This window comes from Mesocryomonas lacus, assembly GCF_055730105.2.
Map to the genome: position 1 here is coordinate 1 of NZ_JBUZWF020000004.1, position 19,197 is coordinate 19,197.

At 61.1% G+C, this 19,197-nt stretch carries 14 protein-coding genes and 1 pseudogene; 8 read left to right on the forward strand and 7 right to left on the reverse strand.

The annotated features are described in order from the left end of the window. Positions 1-657 precede the first annotated feature (657 nt). From ACZLZQ_RS14245 to ACZLZQ_RS14260, 4 genes are all read left to right on the forward strand, one after another. On the forward strand, positions 658-1,056 hold the full coding sequence (locus ACZLZQ_RS14245) for a DUF983 domain-containing protein (protein WP_472949934.1): 399 nt from the start codon (positions 658-660) through the stop codon (positions 1,054-1,056). A 533-nt stretch (positions 1,057-1,589) separates the two neighbouring features. After that, on the forward strand, positions 1,590-4,505 hold the full coding sequence (locus ACZLZQ_RS14250) for a response regulator (protein WP_472949935.1): 2,916 nt from the start codon (positions 1,590-1,592) through the stop codon (positions 4,503-4,505). A 314-nt stretch (positions 4,506-4,819) separates the two neighbouring features. Beyond that, positions 4,820-6,316: an ATPase domain-containing protein gene (locus ACZLZQ_RS14255; RefSeq protein WP_472949936.1), complete on the forward strand. Its 1,497-nt coding sequence runs from the start codon at positions 4,820-4,822 to the stop codon at positions 6,314-6,316. A gap of 1 nt (position 6,317) precedes the next feature. Then, positions 6,318-7,985 (forward strand): ATP-binding protein, encoded by a 1,668-nt coding sequence (locus ACZLZQ_RS14260; protein ID WP_472949937.1) that lies wholly within the window; start codon positions 6,318-6,320, stop codon positions 7,983-7,985. A gap of 322 nt (positions 7,986-8,307) precedes the next feature. On the opposite strand, the gene ACZLZQ_RS14265 is transcribed toward ACZLZQ_RS14260, so the two are convergent. After that, on the reverse strand, positions 8,308-8,619 hold the full coding sequence (locus tag ACZLZQ_RS14265) for a hypothetical protein (protein WP_472949938.1): 312 nt from the start codon (positions 8,617-8,619) through the stop codon (positions 8,308-8,310). A 57-nt stretch (positions 8,620-8,676) separates the two neighbouring features. Here ACZLZQ_RS14265 and ACZLZQ_RS14270 point away from each other — a divergent pair, with 57 nt between their 5' ends. Continuing rightward, positions 8,677-8,949, forward strand: coding sequence for a hypothetical protein (locus ACZLZQ_RS14270; RefSeq protein ID WP_472949939.1), 273 nt, complete (start codon positions 8,677-8,679; stop codon positions 8,947-8,949). Positions 8,950-8,991: 42 nt separating this feature from the next. Here ACZLZQ_RS14270 and ACZLZQ_RS14275 read toward each other — a convergent pair whose 3' ends face one another. Further along, positions 8,992-9,240, reverse strand: a complete 249-nt coding sequence (locus tag ACZLZQ_RS14275; RefSeq protein WP_472949940.1) for a hypothetical protein — start codon at positions 9,238-9,240, stop codon at positions 8,992-8,994. A gap of 168 nt (positions 9,241-9,408) precedes the next feature. Here ACZLZQ_RS14275 and ACZLZQ_RS14280 point away from each other — a divergent pair, with 168 nt between their 5' ends. Then, positions 9,409-9,720, forward strand: a complete 312-nt coding sequence (locus ACZLZQ_RS14280; RefSeq protein ID WP_472949941.1) for a hypothetical protein — start codon at positions 9,409-9,411, stop codon at positions 9,718-9,720. A gap of 498 nt (positions 9,721-10,218) precedes the next feature. On the opposite strand, the gene ACZLZQ_RS14285 is transcribed toward ACZLZQ_RS14280, so the two are convergent. The 3 genes and pseudogenes from ACZLZQ_RS14285 to ACZLZQ_RS14295 form a co-directional block, all read right to left on the reverse strand. Further along, positions 10,219-10,527 (reverse strand): putative quinol monooxygenase, encoded by a 309-nt coding sequence (locus ACZLZQ_RS14285; protein ID WP_472949942.1) that lies wholly within the window; start codon positions 10,525-10,527, stop codon positions 10,219-10,221. Between the two features lie 135 nt (positions 10,528-10,662). After that, a pseudogene (locus ACZLZQ_RS14290) lies at positions 10,663-11,132 on the reverse strand (DUF2243 domain-containing protein). A 40-nt stretch (positions 11,133-11,172) separates the two neighbouring features. Continuing rightward, positions 11,173-12,294, reverse strand: a complete 1,122-nt coding sequence (locus ACZLZQ_RS14295; RefSeq protein WP_472949943.1) for a DNA topoisomerase IB — start codon at positions 12,292-12,294, stop codon at positions 11,173-11,175. 261 nt (positions 12,295-12,555) lie between these two features. Here ACZLZQ_RS14295 and ACZLZQ_RS14300 point away from each other — a divergent pair, with 261 nt between their 5' ends. Continuing rightward, a complete protein-coding gene (locus tag ACZLZQ_RS14300; RefSeq protein ID WP_472949944.1) occupies positions 12,556-13,815 on the forward strand; it encodes a DUF5996 family protein in 1,260 nt (419 codons plus the stop codon). 209 nt (positions 13,816-14,024) lie between these two features. Here the strand turns inward: ACZLZQ_RS14300 and ACZLZQ_RS14305 are convergent, their stop codons facing one another. Further along, positions 14,025-15,809, reverse strand: coding sequence for a putative bifunctional diguanylate cyclase/phosphodiesterase (locus ACZLZQ_RS14305; RefSeq protein WP_472949945.1), 1,785 nt, complete (start codon positions 15,807-15,809; stop codon positions 14,025-14,027). A gap of 708 nt (positions 15,810-16,517) precedes the next feature. On the opposite strand from ACZLZQ_RS14305, the gene ACZLZQ_RS14310 reads away from it, so the two are divergent. After that, on the forward strand, positions 16,518-17,609 hold the full coding sequence (locus ACZLZQ_RS14310; RefSeq protein ID WP_472949946.1) for a DUF3616 domain-containing protein: 1,092 nt from the start codon (positions 16,518-16,520) through the stop codon (positions 17,607-17,609). A 918-nt stretch (positions 17,610-18,527) separates the two neighbouring features. Here the strand turns inward: ACZLZQ_RS14310 and ACZLZQ_RS14315 are convergent. Further along, positions 18,528-19,190, reverse strand: coding sequence for a DUF1989 domain-containing protein (locus ACZLZQ_RS14315; RefSeq protein WP_472949947.1), 663 nt, complete (start codon positions 19,188-19,190; stop codon positions 18,528-18,530). Positions 19,191-19,197: the final 7 nt, after the last annotated feature.

A 19,197-nucleotide genomic window follows, 5' to 3' on the forward strand; every position in this document is an offset into this window, starting at 1 on the left:
TGCCGGGCACCTGGACTGGGGGCTCAACCAGGTCTCCCACCTATTCCGGCCATACGTGAGCACGTCGACGCGGGATGGCCTGTTTCGCTCTCAAGAGACCGACAAACAATGTTAAGCACCTTTTTCGGTCGATTGCGGATGGAACACTTCGGGCATCCGCCCCCCTGTCGCCGAGACCGGACGGTAGAAGCACGACGGTCCGCTTCCTGACGCGCTTGTCAAAGCGAACTTTGTCGTGGCTCGAGCCACGGGCGTTCTGGTAACCCCATGTCTCTTCTACGCTGAACGTCACGATAAAGGCCTCGTCCCGCTACCGGCAAGCTAAGCTGGAAGCGCAAGATAAGATCGGAGCTGATCTTGCCGCCGCACATTTTCTTCGAATGAAGGCATGTGGGGTCGGAGACGAAACGACCGGTGGTCCCCTGACTGTAGAGACCGGGTTTATCCAAGGGTTGACTCGGGATGAAGCCGTCGATGCGATGTCCTTGCCGAACATTCTGCGGCACAGAGAGGCTGATGAAGTCTGCAGCACTGGGAATGGTAGGCCGGATGGCGAAGACCGAATTACGACGGCTTGAAGCGATCCGAGCGATACGTCTGTTCTATCAGTTATGGCCGTTATGGTCGTAGGCTTTCCGCGACAAGTCGGAGGAACCCATGCCCGTTTCGCAGTCGATATCTCACGAATGGCCGCCGCTTGATCCGATGCGTGTCGGCCTACGTTGCCGCTGCCCGCGATGCGGCCAAGGCAAGCTGTTCGACGGCTTTCTCACCATCGCACCTGGTTGCTCGGTTTGTGGTCTGGACTACAGCTTCGCCGATCCGGCGGACGGTCCGGCCTTCTTCGTCATCTGCTTCGCCTGCATTCCCTCGGTTCTGTTTGCCGTCTGGCTGGAGGTCGCCTTCAACGTACCGATATGGGTACATCTCTTCGTCAGCGTGCCGGTGATTGTTCTCAGCTGCTTGCTGCCACTGCGCCCCCGTAAGGGCTGGCTCGTGGCGAGCCAGTATTTTCACAAGGCCGAGCAGGGGAGATTGGTTGACCCCGAAGAGTAGATCGCATCGGCCACCTTGGCCGATCGTCGTTCGCAAGGGAGAAAATGTTTCTTAGAGTAAAACTGCCCGGTATGCAGTCGGGCCGAAGCGAAGAAGCATCGGGCTGGCCGCATGCCTACGCCTTGAGGCGCCAGGCAGTCGCCGCCGGATAGGACGATCTGCGAGCCTCCGTCCGATGGCAGCCAGACCCGTCTGTTGCCGACGAAATTCGGAGAGCGGTAATTCAAACGTCATGGAATCGACTCGGAGATGGAAAGGTCACCCAAGTTTCGGTTCGCGCATGGCGGCTTCCGGTCGTCTCAAATGTTGTCGGACCAGGACCCGCTAGACCGACCGACCGGAAGAGACTGCGGGCTCAGGGCATCAATCCACTGATCGACGACCAAGGACTCGAAAAAACGCTGCTGCGCTCCGCCCGTACGACAGATCAGTGTCGACCGTATTATCCTCGCAATCAGGCAACTCACGGCCACGGCCGCCGTTGAAACACGCGTTCCAGCGACGCCTCCATCGCTGGCCAGGATATCCGCGACATGCCGATCAATCTGATAGGACCTTCGACCTCGAAAGGGGTCGCGGGTCGCACCGATCGCCATCTCTGGTTCAAGGCCAGCACTTTGATCCTTGCCTTGGCGATCCCGGCATTCGCATGGACGTTGTGGGCAAGCCATTCGAGATCTGCTTCCACCACGGCGCAGGGGGCATTGAACGTCTCGCTCTCCGAACTCCTTTCGACCGTGACAACGGCGCAGAGCAGCATGCGAGGTTACGTGTTGTCTGGAACGGACGCATTCCTCGGTCCCTACCGGCAGTCCGCGGAGGCCTTCCCGGCAGCACTCGATGCGCTCGCGCAGACGCTCGGCACGGCTCGAGCCGACGGCGAAGAGCTTGAAGTCGTCGGGGATATTGCACAAAAGCAGATGGACTTCATCCAGTCGGTTGTGGCCACCCGCTCGGAAAACGGTTTCGAAGCCGCATCCGCGTTGGTAACCAGCGGCGTCGGTCGGGAGACGATGGCCGACGTGCGCGTGGCCATCAGAGAGCTGAAGACCGCGTCCGACGAAGTCATAGCCGACAACCGCCAATTCGAGCGGATCCTGACATTGCTTCAGCTCGCCATCTTCCTGCCTGCCATCGGGGCCGCGATCTATCTGGCGATACTGGCTAGGCGCCGCCAACGGCAACTCCGTGCGGGAGCCGATCTCCTGACCGACCTTATGGATGCCGCTCCGGTAGGAACGGCCTTCTTCGACGGGAACAGACGGCTGGTACGGGCGAACAAGGAGTTTGCCGCGATCGTAACCACGACCGGGACTGACCAGGCCAAAAACTGGCTTCTGCCGATTATCGAACGGGTGCTGGCGTCGAAGACGACAGTCACCGATCGCGAGTTTGTTTTCGGCGAAGACAATGGGCGCAGGGCCGTCATCTCGGCGTTCGCGACGAAGGGCGCTTCAGCGGACGCGGGTGGTGTCGGCGTATTCGTGCTGGAGACGACCGAACAGCTACGCACCGCATCCGCTCTCGACGAGACCAGCCATCGGCTTACGGCTGTGGCCGACAACATACCCCAGCTTGCCTGGATGGCGCGCCCGTCCGGCGAGATCTTCTGGCACAATCGCCGCTGGTTCGACTACACGGGCACGAACGCCGAGCGGATGGCCGAAGAGGGTTGGTCGTCGTTGATTCCGGACGAGCACGCCGAGCGTGTCGATGCCAGCTACCGCTCGTCGATCGCATCCGGCACGCCGTGGGAGGATACTTTCCCGCTGAAGGCTGCCGACGGCGCGATCCGATGGTTCCTGGGACAGGCGGTGCCGATCCGAGGCGAGGACGAGAGGATCCTGCGGTGGTTCGGAACGAACACGGACGTCACCAGGCAGCGAGCCTTGGAGGAGGAGTTCCTTGCGGCCAAGGAACTCGCCGAGAACGCGAACCGGGCAAAGAGCCAGTTCATAGCCAACATGAGCCATGAACTACGAACGCCTCTGTCTGCCGTCATCGGGTATGCGGAAATGCTGGAGGAGGAGGTCGAGGACCTCGGACAGACGCATCTCTTGCCAGACCTAAAGAAGATCGAGACCAACGCCCGGCATCTCCTCAGCCTCATCAACGACGTGCTCGACCTGTCGAAGATCGAGGCAGAACGGATGGACCTCTATGCCGAGACGTTCGACGTCGTGTCGATGCTCGAGGACGTTTCATCGACCGTGGGGTCCCTGATCACGAAGAAGGATAATCGCCTCGTCGTCGATCATGACGGTTCGCTCGGCGAGATGCACACCGATCAGGTCAAGGTCAGGCAGTGCCTGCTCAACCTACTGTCGAACGCGTCCAAATTCACCGAGAACGGTACGATCACGCTGTCCGCCAAGCGGAGTTCCGACGGCTCCCGTGACTGGATGACGCTGGCCGTGAGCGACAGTGGAATGGGTATGTCGCAGGAACACGTCGAGCGATTGTTTGAACGGTTCTCGCAGGCTGACGAGACCACGACGCGCAAGTACGGCGGAACGGGTCTCGGGCTCGCCATCACCCGCGCCTTCTGCCGCCTGCTCGGCGGCGACATCGGCGTCACCAGCGAGGAGGGGAAGGGCACGACCTTCACGATCCGTATTCCGACTGTGGCCATCGAGGAGGCGATGGACGAGCCGATCGCACCCACCGGCGGCGACGCGACCGCTCCCGGTCCCGCCGGAACGGTCCTGGCGATCGACGACGATCCACATGCCCGCGACCTTGTAAGCCGTTTCCTCACGAAGGAAGGTTTCACGGTCCGAACGGCATCCGATGGCGTGGCCGGACTGGAGATGGCCCGTGCCATCATCCCGGATGTGATACTTCTGGACGTCACGATGCCGAAGAAGGACGGCTGGTCGGTGCTGGCGGAGTTGAAGGAAGACCCGCTACTCTCGAACGTCCCCGTCGTCATGATCTCCAGTCTCGACGAGAAGAGACTGGGTTACGCGTTGGGCGCGACCGACTATCTCGTGAAGCCCGTCGAGTGGGACAAGCTCAAAGACGTCGTGGATCGCTTTCGCGAGCCGCCCGGCGGATTGGTTCTCGCAGTGGATGACGACGTGGACACGCTCGCACGCTACGGAACGATGCTTCGCAAGCTCGGGTTCGAGTTTGCCTCTGCCGCGAATGGCCGACTCGGCCTCCAGACCGTCGAGGAAAGGCGGCCTGACCTCATCCTCCTCGACCTGAACATGCCGGTGATGGACGGTTTCGACTTCTTGGGAGAACTCCGTAGGAAGTCCGAATGGGCCGACATTCCGGTGGTCGTGTTGTCGTCGATGGACCTGACGAACGAGGAGCGAGCCACGTTGAACGCTTCCGCCGATGCAGTTCTCTCGAAGGGCGAAGTGTCGATGCGGCAGCTTGCGGCACGCATCAGGGATGTGTTGCCGACACCCTTAATCCAGGCCCAGGCAAATGACGGATAGTTTAACCTGATGAGTCGGAGGATTTGCGGATCTCCGTAGCGATCTGTTTTAGGCTGTGTCCATGGCGCCTTACGGACGACCGAAAGTACCGGTAACGAGCAAGGCAGTGCCTATGTCTCGAAACAATCATTCAGCGGAACTGCGAGCGGAAGCGAGTTATGATTGATCGCTTCACACCCGGCTCGTAGTGCCGGGAAGTCACTGGATTCCTTCACCGCCCACCATCCCATCATTGCCACCACCTCTTGCTGGCGCTACCCATTCAGTATGTATCGGACCGCGCATTCTGAGCGGTAACGGCCGAGGGGCTTTCGATGAACACTGCGGCGAAGGCGAAGACTGGCGTAGCCGGCTTGGACGACGTTCTCGTCGGAGGATTGGCTCCCGGCCACGTCTTTCTTCTCGAAGGTAGCCCCGGCACGGGCAAGACCACGATTGCTCTCAGCTTCCTTATGTCCGGCACGGAACTCGGGGAGAGGGGCCTTTACATAACGCTTTCCGAGACGGAGAGGGAGCTTCGTGCCGGCGCTCGATCGCATGGATGGGAGTTGGGCGATGCGATCGAGGTTTCCGAGCTCGTCCCGCCGGAAAGCTTGCTCGATCCGGATTCCCAGCAAAGCCTCCTGTACTCCTCCGACCTGGAACTCGGTGAGACGACCAAGGCAATTTTCGAGGCCTTCGAACGCATCCAGCCATCCCGGGTCGTTCTGGACAGTCTTTCCGAGATTCGCCTGCTTGCACAGAGCTCGCTACGATACCGCCGGCAGATCCTGGCGCTTAAGCATTTCTTCGCCACCAAGAATGTCACCGTCCTCCTGCTCGATGACCTGACGACGGACACGATGGACAAAACAGTCCACAGCATCGCCCATGGCGTAATCAAGTTGGAGGAGCTGGCACCCGAGTATGGTTCGGAGCGTCGTCGCCTTCGCATCATGAAATACCGCGGTCAGGCATTCCGGGGCGGATATCATGACATGATCATCAAGAACGGCGGCGTCGCCGTCTTTCCGCGTCTGGTCGCGTTGGAACACCGCGTCCCGTTCGCACGGACGCAGATGACTAGCGGTATCACGGAACTGGACGCCTTGGTTGGTGGCGGGCTGGAGCAGGGGTCCAGCACTCTGGTGCTTGGGCCGGCGGGTACGGGAAAGTCGACATTCTGCTTCCAGTTCGCGATGGCAGCGATGGCTCGAGGCGAGAAAGCCGCGATGTTCATCTTTGATGAGGAGCTCGGTCTTCTCTTCGACCGCACCAGATCGCTGGGCATGGACCTCGAAGCAATGAGAGACTCCGGCCGGCTGCACATCGAGCAGGTGGATGCAGCCGAGCTGTCACCGGGAGAGTTCGCCCATCGTGTCCGCGACCGCGTGGACAGTTCGGGGGCGAGGACGGTCGTCATCGACAGCCTGAACGGCTATCAGGCTTCCATGCCGCAGGAGTCCGCGCTGACGTTGCACATCCACGAGCTGATCCAGTTCCTGAATCGGCGAGGCGCCACCACATTCCTGACGATCGCGCAGCATGGTCTCGTCGGCGACATGAAGAGCCCCGTCGATCTCACGTACATAGCCGACAGCGTCATCCTCCTCAGATATTTCGAGGCGCTAGGGAAGGTCAGGCGGGCGGTGTCGGTAATAAAGAAGCGTACCGGCCAGCATGAGGATACGATCCGCGAGTACAAGATCGGCTCGTCGGGTCTGATCCTGGGACCACCCCTCAAGGAATTCCAGGGTGTTTTGCGAGGGGTTCCACAGTTCATCGGCAGCAGCGAGGGCGGCTCGAGATCGGTTCCCGAAGGCATGCTCTGAAATGCCTGCACTGACTGCGCTTATCCTGTCGCCTGGGGGTAGGGACGCTACCATCGCCGCCCGGCTCATCGAGGATGCTGCCTTACGGCCGGCGATCTGCGAAACCTGCCAGGATCTGATGGATCGGATCGGCGAGGGCAGCGGCTTCGCCGTCGTGACCGAGGAGGCCTTCAAGGGCGTCGATCTTACTCCACTTCGAAATCTGCTGGCAGGTCAGGAGCCGTGGTCGGACTACCCGTTAATCGTGCTGACCAGGCGGTCGGACGACGCTCAGCGGAGCCCGGTGACGATGCAGCTTGCGGACATCCTGCAAAACGTCACTTTCCTGGAAAGGCCATTTCATCCTTCAACGTTCATCAGTCTCGTGAAGACGGCGTTTCGGAGTCGAGAACGTCAATTCGAAGCCCGAGCTCGGATCGTGGCCCTTCGAGAGGGAGATGAGCGTCTTCGGCAGGCTAACGAGACATTGGAAGCCCGTGTCGCCGAACGGACAGCGGAACTGCAGGCGGCGCACGAAAAAATGGTCGCGGAGGTAGAGCAGCGCGAACGGACCGAGCTCCTTCTCCGTCAGAGCCAGAAGATGGAGATGATCGGACAACTGACCGGGGGCATCGCACATGACTTCAACAATCTGCTTGCAGCCGTCCTCGGAAATCTCGAGCTGCTGCAGCGGATGATCCCCAACGACCCGAAGGCAAGACGGCTGATGGACGGAGCGGTGAAGGGAGCACAGCGTGGTGCAGCTCTTACGCAGCGGTTGTTGGCTTTCGCTCGTCGACAGGAGCTGACTCTTGCTCCGACGAACCTCGCCGACCTCGTACGAGGAATGGCCGATCTCCTGGACCGGTCGCTCGGATCGACGATCGAGCAGCATGTCGTTCTGCCTGAAGGCATGCCGTTGGCACTCGTAGACGGCAACCAACTGGAGCTGGCGCTGCTAAATCTTGCAGTGAATGCCCGTGACGCGATGCCCGACGGAGGCAGCCTGACGATCGAAGTCGACATGCCGGAAACATTCGAGGGAATGTCGCTGCCTTCGGGAAACTACGTGCGACTTTCGGTGATGGACACTGGCGTCGGCATGAACGAGGAGACGCTGAAGCGTGCAGCGGAGCCGTTCTACTCGACCAAGGGCGTAGGGAAGGGGACTCGTCTCGGGCTGTCGATGATCCAGGGGTTGGCGGAACAGCTGGGTGGATCGCTGCGGTTGACAAGCTCGGTCGGCAAAGGGACGAGAGCGGAACTCTGGCTGCCGGTGGCCGCCGGCGTAAGCGAAGCGTCGGTTGTGCATCAGGAGCCCGAATTCTTCGTACCGGTCGGCAAAGCCCGTATCCTCATGGTCGACGACGACCCCCTCATCTCGATGAGTACCGTCGACATGCTCGAAGATCTCGGACACGAGGTAGTGGAGGCGAGCTCCGGAGCGAAAGCACTCGCGATACTGGAAGGCGGCGGTCGATTCGACTTGATGATCACGGATTTCGCGATGCCTCGGATGAACGGCGGTCAGCTCGCCATTGCCGTAAGGGAGCTCCGTCCGAGCATGCCGATCCTCCTGGCGACGGGATATGCAGAGATGCCTCGGGGACAGGAGATCGAGCTACCAAGGCTCGGGAAGCCATACACGCAAGCTCAGCTTGCAGTGGAAATCGGCAAATTGTTGCGTTAAGCGAAGTGGAAGATCCGGTAAGCCACCATCCATGCTGGTTACAGCCTACCTAAGCTGGAGCGGACGGATCGGGTCTTTCCAAGCCCCTGATCAAATCTCAAGCTCTTGGATCCTTCCAGCAGACTGCGGTATCGGCTGGCCGTAAGAAGGCGACGAAGGTATGGCCGCTATCCAGAAGGTCGTTGCACCTCGGTGTGTCGATCGAGTCGTCGTGCGACTGCATCCGGAAACCCGAATGACCGCTTCCAACAAACGACCAACCCTACTGTGTCATGACGTCCTCGCCCTCATCGACTCCAGGTCGCCGATTTCGATGAGGGATTTAGTCGAAGGAATCTACGGTTATTCGTCCGAAGCCGTTGTGAACAGGATGCGGATGCAGCTTTCGACGCTCCGCCGTGGCGGCCATGACGTCGTCTACGACCGGCCGACGAAAACGTACTCGATACGGCGGCCGGCGGTGTGAGCCTGAGTACAGCGTCCGGGCATCGAGCGTCGCGCCTATCTCAAAGTCGTGGAATTGGCACGTGCGACGAACGTTGCTGCAGGCGAGATCGAGATCTTCGAGGACGGCGCAATCATTGGCATTGCTGGCAAGGTCAATGATCGCGATGCCTGTCGAAGTGGTAGGCATTCCGTTAACCAGACCCGCGCACGATCTCGGCGATCAACAGGATCGCGGAGGCTCCGCATGGCGAGCAGTTTTCATCTCCCGAGTGCCGTCGATCACTTATTGGTCGAGCTGACCCAAACCGACACGCATCGGCTCAATGCGATGCAGGCGGAGTGCGTCGCGTGGCGAGAGGATATGGAAGACTTCAGAGCAGCGCTGATGTCACCGTCCGCCAGGATCCTGTGGGGAGCACTCTGCGCGGGTGAAGTTCCGCTCGTGCTCGAAGCCGAGCATCGGGTCGCCGACGAACTCCGCGATCGTATGACAGGCGCACGGACCGTGGCTGCGTAGAGATCGCCGATACGCAACGTCGACCGCTATCGGACGAGCCGATCACATGATGCCAGCGAGCATCCGAGCCGGGACGGCTTCGCCAGACGGCTGATAGCCCAAGCGCTTTTCAAGCGCACGGAGCAGCAGGATCAGCTTACGCTCGCGGTCGGTTTCGCCGGGATCGAGCCAGCGCAAGTCACGGCGGACTTGGACCATCGCCGCAGGTCCGCCATGCGACAGGATCATCTGTTCGGCCGCATGGTCAGCGGCACTCAAGGCAGTCTTGCGGGAAGCGAGGAATCGAAGCACGGCGACAGTATCACTCGCAAAGTCCGCTTGAGTCTACCATGAAACACGACCCCGATGAGTCATTGCGTGACGGCATGCGATCACCAGCCAACGACCGGCCATCGCACAATCCGGAACAGAAGGCCGCTGGAAGGGTTGCCGTGCATCGATTGGGAGAAAAGTATGCACATGACCATGAAGTCCATTGCCGTCGCAGTTGCACTAATGACATCCGGCCTGGTTGGCACAACTGCACCTGCAGCGGCCCGCGATGGCGTATCGTCCGCAGGCATCGTCCTGGTCCATGACAACGGTCGTCGACACGATCATGACAGGTACGAGCGCCGTCATTACCGCAGTGATCGGTATGACCGCCGAGATCGCCGCGACCGACGTGATCGATACGAACGCCGTCAGTCCCGCTACGACCGCGAATTCCGCGCAAACCGCCGTGATCGGCGCGATCGTGGTGAAAACGACATCGTCATCCGCCTCCGGTAAGTCCCGAGAAAATCATCGGAGCCCGCCAATTGCGGACTTCTTTGGTTTCCAAGGAGGTAATCGTCAAGACGAGCCTCCAGACGCCATACACATCGATGATCCAGTCCTAGATTGTTCCCGACAGGCGAGGCTAGCGAACACGAAGTACGCCAATATTAGGCGTACTTCGTGTTCCTGCATCAGGTAGCACCACGAACGGGCATGCGATTTCAGGGCACGAAGCCGGTGAAGCCTCTTGCAGGACAGCGAATGAAGCTGAATTCTAGTTGGCAGCCAAGGTGTCTTTTTGGTCGTACGCTCTAACTGCCATGGCCCCCGCCTCGCGAAGTTTATCCGTCGAGGGCGAGGCGATCGTTACCGGCTCGTACCTCCCGGCCTGCCGGCCGACCGAAGAGCATATGCCCAAACTACCGCCAACCACGAGTATCTGTGTTCCCCGAACAGCAGACATAACCTGTTCCTAGGAACGACCGAGTGCCGAGGCGCGATGGTTCAGGTTCAGCCGACGCGCTTGAGGCGGACCACCGCCAGAGGTTCGGCGAGAAGTTCGTCGAACCGGGCGGCGAGGGCGGTGAAGGCCGGTGCTTCGCCGTGACGGGCAAGTGAGGCCTCATCTTCCCAGGCTTCCACCATGACGATGCGGGCGGAATTGTCCCGGTCCTCGTGCATGTCGTAGCGCAGGCAGCCTGGCTCCTGTCGGACCTCGGTAAGGATTGCGAGCAGCGCTTGTCGTAGCGCGGCTTCTTGACCGTTCTTCGCCGTCAAGGTCGCCACAAGCTGGATCTCGCCTGGATTGGAGTTTGGCATGGCCATATCACCTGACTGCGTTGGAGGGGTCGACAAGTGTTATTCTGAATGCTGTCTGGTTTGCTGGCCGCAAGCGATGAGGCCACAATGCTTCCCCAGGCATGACCGGCCAGATGTCGGCACTCAACGATCAATTCATTTGCGGCGCATCAGTTGCCACCCGATTAGCAGCATGGCGGCGCCCCAGACGAGAAAACCAATGTCCCAGTAGATCCACGTCCCGGAGGAAACGGTTTCGTTCACATGGTGCAGCTCAAGGAGCTGGTGGTTGATCAGACCCTCCATCAAGTTGAAGGAGCCAAACCCGATCAGGATGGACCCGATCAAACGCGTGCTCGACCAGATGATGTGCTTTCGATGCGCAGCCCTCAGAGAATGAGGAGACCGATCACTACGAAGACGTAGGTGCAGGCATGGAAGAGACCGTCGAGCAGCGTGTTGAACTTCAGGTTGTCCAGATTGTCGGCCGGATAGCCTGCGCTGGTGACCATGTGGTGCCACTGCAAGATCTGGTGCAAGACGATCCCGTCGAAAAAGCCCTTGAGCCCAAGCCCCAGAAAGATGCCGCTGGATACGGGAAAGGTTCGACTTTCGCTCGCGGTCAACGGCGCATGCCCATTATAAGGATCTGACCAAATCTCTTCCTCAAGCGGCGATGGGTTTGGCCGCGTGCTCGTTCGCGGCAACATCCCGGGCCAACCGGTTGCGAAGCAGCCCCATTACCGCTGCCTCTTCAGGCTTCAGGCCGGCCATGTCATCTCGCAGCTCTGCCTCGACCTCTTCCTTGATCTCCAGGAGGAGAGAGCCGCCGAGGTAGGTGTTGAGGATTTCGGGGTGCACGTAGCACTTTCGGCAGACGGTAGGCGTATTGCCGAGTTTAGCCGCGACCCGTTCTATGGCCGAGCGTATGTTCTTCTTCGCCTTCGCATCGCTGTCGAAGGCTTCGAACTCGTGGAGCGCCATGGCGGCAAGGACTGTCCCGGCCCACGTGCGGAAGTCCTTTGCGGTGACCTCAATGCCTGTGATTTCCTTCAGGTAGGCGTTCACGTCGGCGGAAGTCACGTCGCGGCCGACGCCGTTATCGTCGATGTACTGAAGCAGTTCTTGCCCAGGGAGCTCCTGGCAGGCCTTCACGATCTTTGCCACGCGCCGATCCCTGATGCCCAGCTTCCAGATCTTCCCGCTTTTTCCCTTGAACTGGAAGCGGAGCTCGGCACCGTCGACCATCACGTGTCGGTTTTGCAGGGTCGTGAGACCGTAGCTGTTGTTCTGCTTGGCGTAGTCGTCGTTACCGACGCGTATGAGCGTCGACTCCAGCAGGTAAACCGTGGTGGCGAGGACCTTCTCACGCGGAAGGCCTCCCAGCGACATGTGCTCGGAAACCTTCTTCCGGATCATGGGTAGGACGCGGGCGAACTCCATCACGTGCTCGAACTTAACGCTCTCCCGCACCTCCCGGAACAGGGGATGATAACGGTACTGCTTGCGGCCTTTTGCGTCGCGGCCGGTTGCCTGGATGTGGCCCTTCGGGTCGATGCAGATCCAGACGCCCGTATATGCGGGCGGGATGGCTAGGGAGCGTATGCGCTTCAAGATGTCCGCGTCCGAGATTTTCATGCCGTCCGCACCGACGTAGCTGAAACCTTTGCCCGCCTTGCGTCTCCTGATCCCGGGGCCCTCGTCGGTGGTGTAAACCAGCCCTGCCGACTCCGCCGCATCCCGCGGATCGACGATGGTCTGAATGTCTTCCTCGCTTTTGGTTGCCATCGACGCCTCCATTTCCCAAGCAAGGCGAAGCTGCGGTCTTCAGTTCCAAGCTGATAGTTCGGCATCAGGTCGTAACCGCCACCACATGGAATTGACCCTTGTCCGATGGAAATAGATGTGTCGGGTGGAGTGCAGACTGGGCTCGCGCTGACATTCCCTTGCCGGACTGACCGATGGCGACGAGCAAACGGTCCGAGCAATAGGGGCCCTTGAAAATTTTAAGACGGATTGCGACTGATCTGATGCTGAACGGAGGAAGACATGACGAACAGATGGCCTGAACTCGACTACCTCGGCTGGCGCGAGACGTGTTCCGCGCTCCATCTCTATCTCCAGGTCGCTGGCAAGTATCGCTTGGCGAAGGCCCCATGGCTCAATCACTCCTGGAACGCGACGTTCTACGTCACGCCCCGGGGGCTGACCTCTTCGCCGATCCCCGACGGCTCCGGCATCGAGATCCTATTCGACCTCCATGACCACAGGGTCGTCGGCACCAACGGCGACGGCCGAACGGAGTCCTTCGCGCTCGGTCCCTCCACGGTCGCGGCGTTTCATGCCGAGTTCAAGCGACTGGTGTCGGAACTCGGCGGCACGCCGGTCTTCAGCGGCGCACCTAACGAGGTGCCCCATCCCATGCCGTTCGCGGAGGATCATCGCGAACGCCCCTACGACCGCGACGCAGTGGAGCGCTATCATCGAGCACTGCTGGCCGTCGACAAAGTGTTCAAGGCGTTCCGAACCTCTTTCCTCGGCAAGGCTAGCCCGGTTCACCTGTTCTGGGGTGCGCTCGATCTGGCCGTCACCCGCTTTTCCGGTCGGCGTGCGCCGCTCCACGCGGGCGGCATTCCGGCCCTGCCGGACGACGTGGCACGGGAAGCTTACGATCGCGAGGTCTCGTCGGTGGGGTTTTGGCCAGGCGGTGGGGGTATCGACTACCCGGCGTTCTACGCCTACGCCTATCCGGCGCCCAACGGGTTCAGGGGTGCGCCTGCTCAGCCCGACGCCGCCTTCTGGCATGACGGCCTGTCGGAGTTCGTCCTTCCCTATGACGCCGTTCGGTCGTCGGCCGATCCCGATGTAGACCTCATGGCGTTTCTCGTTTCGACGTATGAGGCGGCTGCCGAGCTGGGGTCGTGGGACCGCGACCTCCTCGAATGCGTCCCGGGACGGGCTCGCAGCGTCCGGCCAGCCGATGCAGAGGCCGCAGCGAAGGCGGATGTGGCAATGTCTGCGTATGAAGGGGTCGAGCGGGAAGATGGCACATCGCAAGGGCGCTACCGGTTGGTCGTCGAGGGCGTCGAAGCCGAGATGACCTACAGCCGGGCCGGCAAGAGCCTGATCATCATCGACCATACGGAGGTTCCGGACGCCTTGCGGGGGCGCAAGATTGGGGAGCAGCTAGTGCGCCAGGCGGTCGAGGACGCACGGCGCGACGAGGTTTTCCTCATCGCGCTCTGCCCGTTCGCGAAGGCGCAGTTCGACCGTCATCCGGAATGGCAGGACGTGCTCAGCCGACCGTAGAAGGTGATGGAACGGTGCGACCACCGCATCGGTCTGGTCTGCGCAGTCGGATCCATCAACCATGGGACTTATGGAAAAACGTCATGGCATAATCTGGAAGACTCCATGCACCCGACCGAGATGCGTGATCTCGTCTTCATCCTGATGGTCGCTATCGTGGTCCTGAATTGGCTAGCCGGGAGGCAGATCGATTTCGGATGCGATCGGGATCAGGCATGCTGCCGTGCCGCCAGAAAATCGGCGTCCTCGGCCGACCAGCCGACCAGCAGTGAAGGCACGAGCGCCGCCTCTATCGGCTTGCCGAAAAGGTAGCCCTGGGCAACGTCGCAGTTCCAGTTCTTCAGCATCTCGGCCTGGGCGTCCGTCTCGACCCCCTCGGCGACGACACCGATGCCGAAGCTCTGGGCCAGCTCGATGCAGGTGTAGACGATCGCCGCCGACTCCCTGTTGTGCTTCATGTCCGAGACGAAGGACTTGTCGATCTTAAGCCACTGGACCGGGAACTGCCGCAGGTGCGAGAGCGATGCGTACCCGGTACCGAAGTCGTCCAACGCGACCGCGATGCCGTCGTCGCTGAGGGCCTTTAGAGTATCCGCGATCTCCCCCGCGCCGTCACCGAGGAAGACGGTCTCGGTGACCTCGACCTCGAGCGTGTCTGCCGGGAGACGGAAGGCCGCCATGCTCTCGAGAATGGTCGTGGCGAGCGCCCCGCCGGAGAACTCCCCGGCAGAGACATTGATTGCCACTGCCCCGAACGGGACGCCATCGTTCCTCCATGTGGACATGTCGGTCATGACGAGCTCGCGCATGCGGCTGCCGATCTGGACGGACAGGATGGGATCGTTGAAGGCTTCCGCGATCGTCTGCGGTGATTGGATGCCGAGGATCGGGTCGCGCCAGCGCAGGAGCGCCTCGAACCCGACCACTTTCCCGGTGCCGAGCGATACCTTCGGCTGGTAGTACGGAACGATCGCGTTCGTCTTGAGGGCATGACGGGCGCGGTCGAGGACAGTGATCCGGGCCTGCAACCGATCCCGCAGTTCGTCCCGGAAGAGAACGGCACGGTTTCGGCCCTCTTCCTTGGCCGCGAACAAGGCAAGGTCGGCGCATCGGAAGATTTCAGTGGCCGTTTTCGCATGCTCCGGAAAGAGCGCCTCTCCGATGCTGCCCGAGCAGTAGAACGAATGACGGTCGTGATCCACGGGCCGCCTGAGCGAGACGGATACCTCGTCGGAGAAAGCCCTCACCGCCGTCTCGTCCTCGACCTCGTGAAGGAGAATGCCGAACTCGTCGCTGTCGAGGCGGGCAACCATGCCGCGGTCCCCGACGAGTTCAACTAGACGATTGCCGACCGCGACGAGGAGCGCGTCGCCAGCTTCCCGGCCCATCAGGTCGTTGGTGCGCTTGAACTCGTCGAGGTCCATGATGAGCACCGCGCCACCGCGTCCCGGCGTCGCTCTGTCGATTGCCTTATCGACGGCCTCATGAAACGGACGTCGGTTCGGAAGGCCCGTCAGCGCGTCATGCGTTGCCGACCACTCCAGTGCGGCCTGACGGATCCCGAGCTGCTCGGCGTTTCGCGCCATGGCAAGGTTGGCCGCATGCAGCCGGATCTGACCGACGACAAGCGAGGCGAGCTGGGCGAGCCTTCGGCTTTCCTCCGGCGAGAACGTCCGGGGCTGGAAGTCCACGATGCAAAGGGCACCGAGACGGATCCCAGCCTCCGTGACCAGCGGTGCTCCGGCATAAAACCGGATGTGAGGCTCCCCGGTGACGAGGGGGTTGGAAGCAAAGCGCTCATCGGTCAACGCATCGGGTACGACGAGGACGTCGTCGCTCCTGATCGTGTGGTTGCAGAACGCCGTTTCGCGGGGAAGGCAGGCGACCGTGAGACCGCACCGCGCCTTCAGCCATTGGTGATCCTCGTCCAAGAGGGTCACCGCAGATACGGGAGCCCCGAAGAGTTCGCTCGCCAGCGCGCAGATTTGGTCCATGCCTGGGTCAGTGCCGGAGATGATCTCTAGCGCATGCAACGCGTCGAGGCGTTGCCGCTCAGCAAGAATGTCATCCACAGGCTGCGCCAGTTCAGTGTTCGAGATTTCGTGAGCCAGCTCTACATAACACGAAACGGCTGAACGTTGCGGTAAATACTTGCGTCGCCGCTGCGGCTGACCGAGCCAAGTCGGTGCGTAACAGGAACGAACTTAGGCTGGTGGCGCTGTATCCTTAAAGACCGTAATCGTGCGTTTCCTGCCAAGTGGGAATGCCCATGATCCTATGGTCTCCAACCCCACTCGCCGCGCCCCGGGGAAGCACCGCCAGCAACCACCGCATGGTTGTCAGAGCCAGCCTCCTGCGGGTTTTAGTATGAGGGACGATGCCTGCCAGGCAGGGGTGTTCCTGATCTACCGTAGCCCCAACGGCGACGAGTGGCATTTTGTACGGGACGACCAATCAGGCCGTGAGTATGTCCTGCACAGCGCCAACCTCGCTTAAGGGGGAGCGGTCACGCAGATCGAGGCTGAACCATTCCTTGCGCTGGGCGACGGGCCGGAGCAACAGGAGCTAAGACGCTTCCTCGAGGCTCGGAACGGAGATCGTTCCCTCCCTGTTTCCGCATCCCGTCGCGACGCATCGACGCTAGAGGCACCGAATGTCGCCACCTCGTGTGCCTGAACCCGATCATTGAAAGAGCTATCCGAATGAATGTTTCCGGACATGACCACCCCTCCGCAGCAGTGCCTGTCGGCCAGGTACTGCTCAGCCTCGGCGACGGTGACGGTGACGGGGAGGATCCAAAGCACAACCTGTCGGCCGGGACCCGCGTCGGCGACACCCTCTTCGTCGCGGGCGACGAAATGGCGGTCCTCGAGGCCCTTACGCTCGATGCAACAGGCAGCTCTTCCGGGCATCAACGGTACGAACTGGCGGAACTGCTCGACCTTCGGAAGCCAGGGGAGGAAGTCGACATCGAGGGGCTGTCCGCCGAAGCCGGATGGCTATGGATCGTTGGCAGCCACGCTCGTGCCCGTAACAAGCCGGACAAGACCCCAGGTGTGCCGATCGAGCTTGCCAAGCTGGCGGACCTGAAGGACACGAGGCCACGCTGCGTCCTGGCCCGGATACCGCTGGTCGAGCGATCCGAAGCACCGGGAACGTTCTATCCGGCGCGCTCGGACGGGGATCGCCATGCAGGAATGCTCCGGCAGACGAAGCGCGGCAACAAGCTGGCCGAGATGCTGCGCCTTGATCCCCTTCTCGAACCGTTCACGCGCATCGCGGCGAAGGAGGGCGGTGTCGACATCGAGGGTATCGCGGTGTCGGGAAGCCGTCTCGCCCTCGGGATGCGCGGACCCGTCGTCCGCGACTACGCGGTATTGTTGGAGGTGGCTATCGATACGGCATCGGACGGTACGTTGAAGCTGCCGTATCCCCCGATGAAGCGACTTCTCGACCTGGAGGGGCTCGGCATCCGGGACCTCAAGCGGCGCGGCGACGACCTGCTGATCCTCGCCGGGCCGACGTCCAGCCTTTCGGGTCCGTGCGCGTTGTATGTCTGGCGGAATTGGGTGAACGAGCCGGCGTCCGGATCGGACACGGTCTCCGTCCATCGACCCGAACGGCTGATTGAGCTGCCGCACGGAAGGGGTGTCGACCATCCGGAAGGCTTGGCTCTGTGGGGCAGGGCCAGCGGGAAAGAACGGATCCTCGTCTTGTGTGACAGTCCTGCGCCCGAACGCTTCGCCGGTGGTCCGGCAACGTTCCTTGCCGACTTGTTCGATTTGCCGGACTGATCGTCGCTTTGGAGACGCCGACGAGCGTTGAACTGGCCACCCAGGCGACGGTGGACCGTTGCCCTTAGTCTTCGGCAAAATTTGGTCCGCTTGCGTAACCTCCGCCTACCATCGCGACGGAGCGCACAAAACGCAGACCAATTTAACCTCCGTGCCCGTAGCTTGTCCCTAAAGCCCAAGGGATATGCGATGACCGCCTACGTAATCGACGCCGTCAGAAACGAAGATGCGCGCCTCAATGCGCTACACGCCTCAATCTCCTCGACACCTATCCGAACGACAGTTTCGACCGACTAACGCGCCTTGCCAGCAAGCTGCTGGACGCCCCGGTTTCGACGATCTCGCTCACCGATCTGCGACCGTCAGTGGTTCAAGTCAAGGTAGGCGGCGACTTCACAAAGATCCCCCATGACGTCCGCTTCCGGGAACGGGCTAGAAGCTGATGGATGGCCTAGATGGGTCGTTTGCGGAAGGGCAGCTTATCCGCCCGACTTCGCTGGAAGCGGCCAGTCAGCTTCCGGCCCTTCGCGACATCGGAAATGATTTCCGCTCTGCACCCATGTCAGACTCTCTCGCACGCTCCTAGTGAGCTCAAAAGCAGTCGTTTGTTGAGGTAGAAATCATGATTGATTGGGTACGGACGTCCAGGCTTTATGGAGTAAAGACGCGACCGACAAAAATTGCTTGCACTTAACCAGGTGTCTTATTGCGGTAGATGACCGCTAGCAGGAAGCGTGGAGCGCCAACCGAGCAGTGACTTGAACTTTCGTGCGCACCATTACCTGCTTAATGATGATCGGCTTGGTAACGTAGTCGCCGCATCCGGCAGCCGTCGAGAAGCCGCGTTTCATATAATCGGCTCCGCGTCGGAAGGTCCAACGGCAGCTGCGGGCTGACGGCCTTTCGTAAGCCACACGCCTACGGCGATGGTCGCCAGCTGGTGGACGGCGGAATCGATGCGAAGGCATCGTTGAGGACCTCGAAATGCGCGTCCCGTGGCGTGTTAGTCGCGCCGCCCTGGATCGGGACGATGTCCTGCGGGCAGGCGCTGAAGGCGACAAGACAGTCCATCTCGGCGCGCAGGCAGACATGGTCACCGGGACGCCCCGGTGTAGGGCCGGTCAGCAGGCTGCGCTCGTCGGCGGCGACGGCGATGTTCATGAAGATGTTGAACGAGGCGAGGATCGGCACCGGCGCGACCTTGCCGGCCTCGGTGACGGCTTCGAACATGTTGTCGAGGCAGTTGCGATGATAGGTCTCGACGCCGAGCAGCCGGTAGCGGTGACAGTCGCAGGCCGCCATGAAGCTGTCGTGCACGCCCGGGGAAGTATCCTCGACGAGCGTCAGTATCGGCCGCCGGAGCGTCGTGACGAAGCTGTCGCCGACGACGGGGTTCAGCCGTTGATTCCAGACGCGGCTCGCCTCCATCGACATGTGCTCTCCGAGATCCTCGGCATTCCAGGCCCAGCAGTCGACGACCTGAGTGCCGTAGGTGTTGACCAGGCGCACGGTCTGTCCCGCCGTTAGGAATAGCGCTTTGCCGTGTCCGGCGGGGATTGTGGTCATTGGTCTGTCGAACATCGGGTCG

Coding starts and splice junctions, on each gene's coding strand:
- ACZLZQ_RS14295 (WP_472949943.1), bottom strand. CDS start 12,294: ATGGCAACCAAAAGCGAGGAAGACATTCAGACCATCGTCGATCCGCGG.
- ACZLZQ_RS14260 (WP_472949937.1), top strand. CDS start 6,318: ATGCCTGCACTGACTGCGCTTATCCTGTCGCCTGGGGGTAGGGACGCT.
- ACZLZQ_RS14255 (WP_472949936.1), top strand. CDS start 4,820: ATGAACACTGCGGCGAAGGCGAAGACTGGCGTAGCCGGCTTGGACGAC.
- ACZLZQ_RS14245 (WP_472949934.1), top strand. CDS start 658: ATGCCCGTTTCGCAGTCGATATCTCACGAATGGCCGCCGCTTGATCCG.
- ACZLZQ_RS14280 (WP_472949941.1), top strand. CDS start 9,409: ATGACCATGAAGTCCATTGCCGTCGCAGTTGCACTAATGACATCCGGC.
- ACZLZQ_RS14270 (WP_472949939.1), top strand. CDS start 8,677: ATGGCGAGCAGTTTTCATCTCCCGAGTGCCGTCGATCACTTATTGGTC.
- ACZLZQ_RS14310 (WP_472949946.1), top strand. CDS start 16,518: ATGAATGTTTCCGGACATGACCACCCCTCCGCAGCAGTGCCTGTCGGC.
- ACZLZQ_RS14265 (WP_472949938.1), bottom strand. CDS start 8,619: ATGCCTACCACTTCGACAGGCATCGCGATCATTGACCTTGCCAGCAAT.
- ACZLZQ_RS14305 (WP_472949945.1), bottom strand. CDS start 15,809: ATGGACCAAATCTGCGCGCTGGCGAGCGAACTCTTCGGGGCTCCCGTA.
- ACZLZQ_RS14250 (WP_472949935.1), top strand. CDS start 1,590: ATGCCGATCAATCTGATAGGACCTTCGACCTCGAAAGGGGTCGCGGGT.
- ACZLZQ_RS14315 (WP_472949947.1), bottom strand. CDS start 19,190: ATGTTCGACAGACCAATGACCACAATCCCCGCCGGACACGGCAAAGCG.
- ACZLZQ_RS14300 (WP_472949944.1), top strand. CDS start 12,556: ATGACGAACAGATGGCCTGAACTCGACTACCTCGGCTGGCGCGAGACG.
- ACZLZQ_RS14285 (WP_472949942.1), bottom strand. CDS start 10,527: ATGCCAAACTCCAATCCAGGCGAGATCCAGCTTGTGGCGACCTTGACG.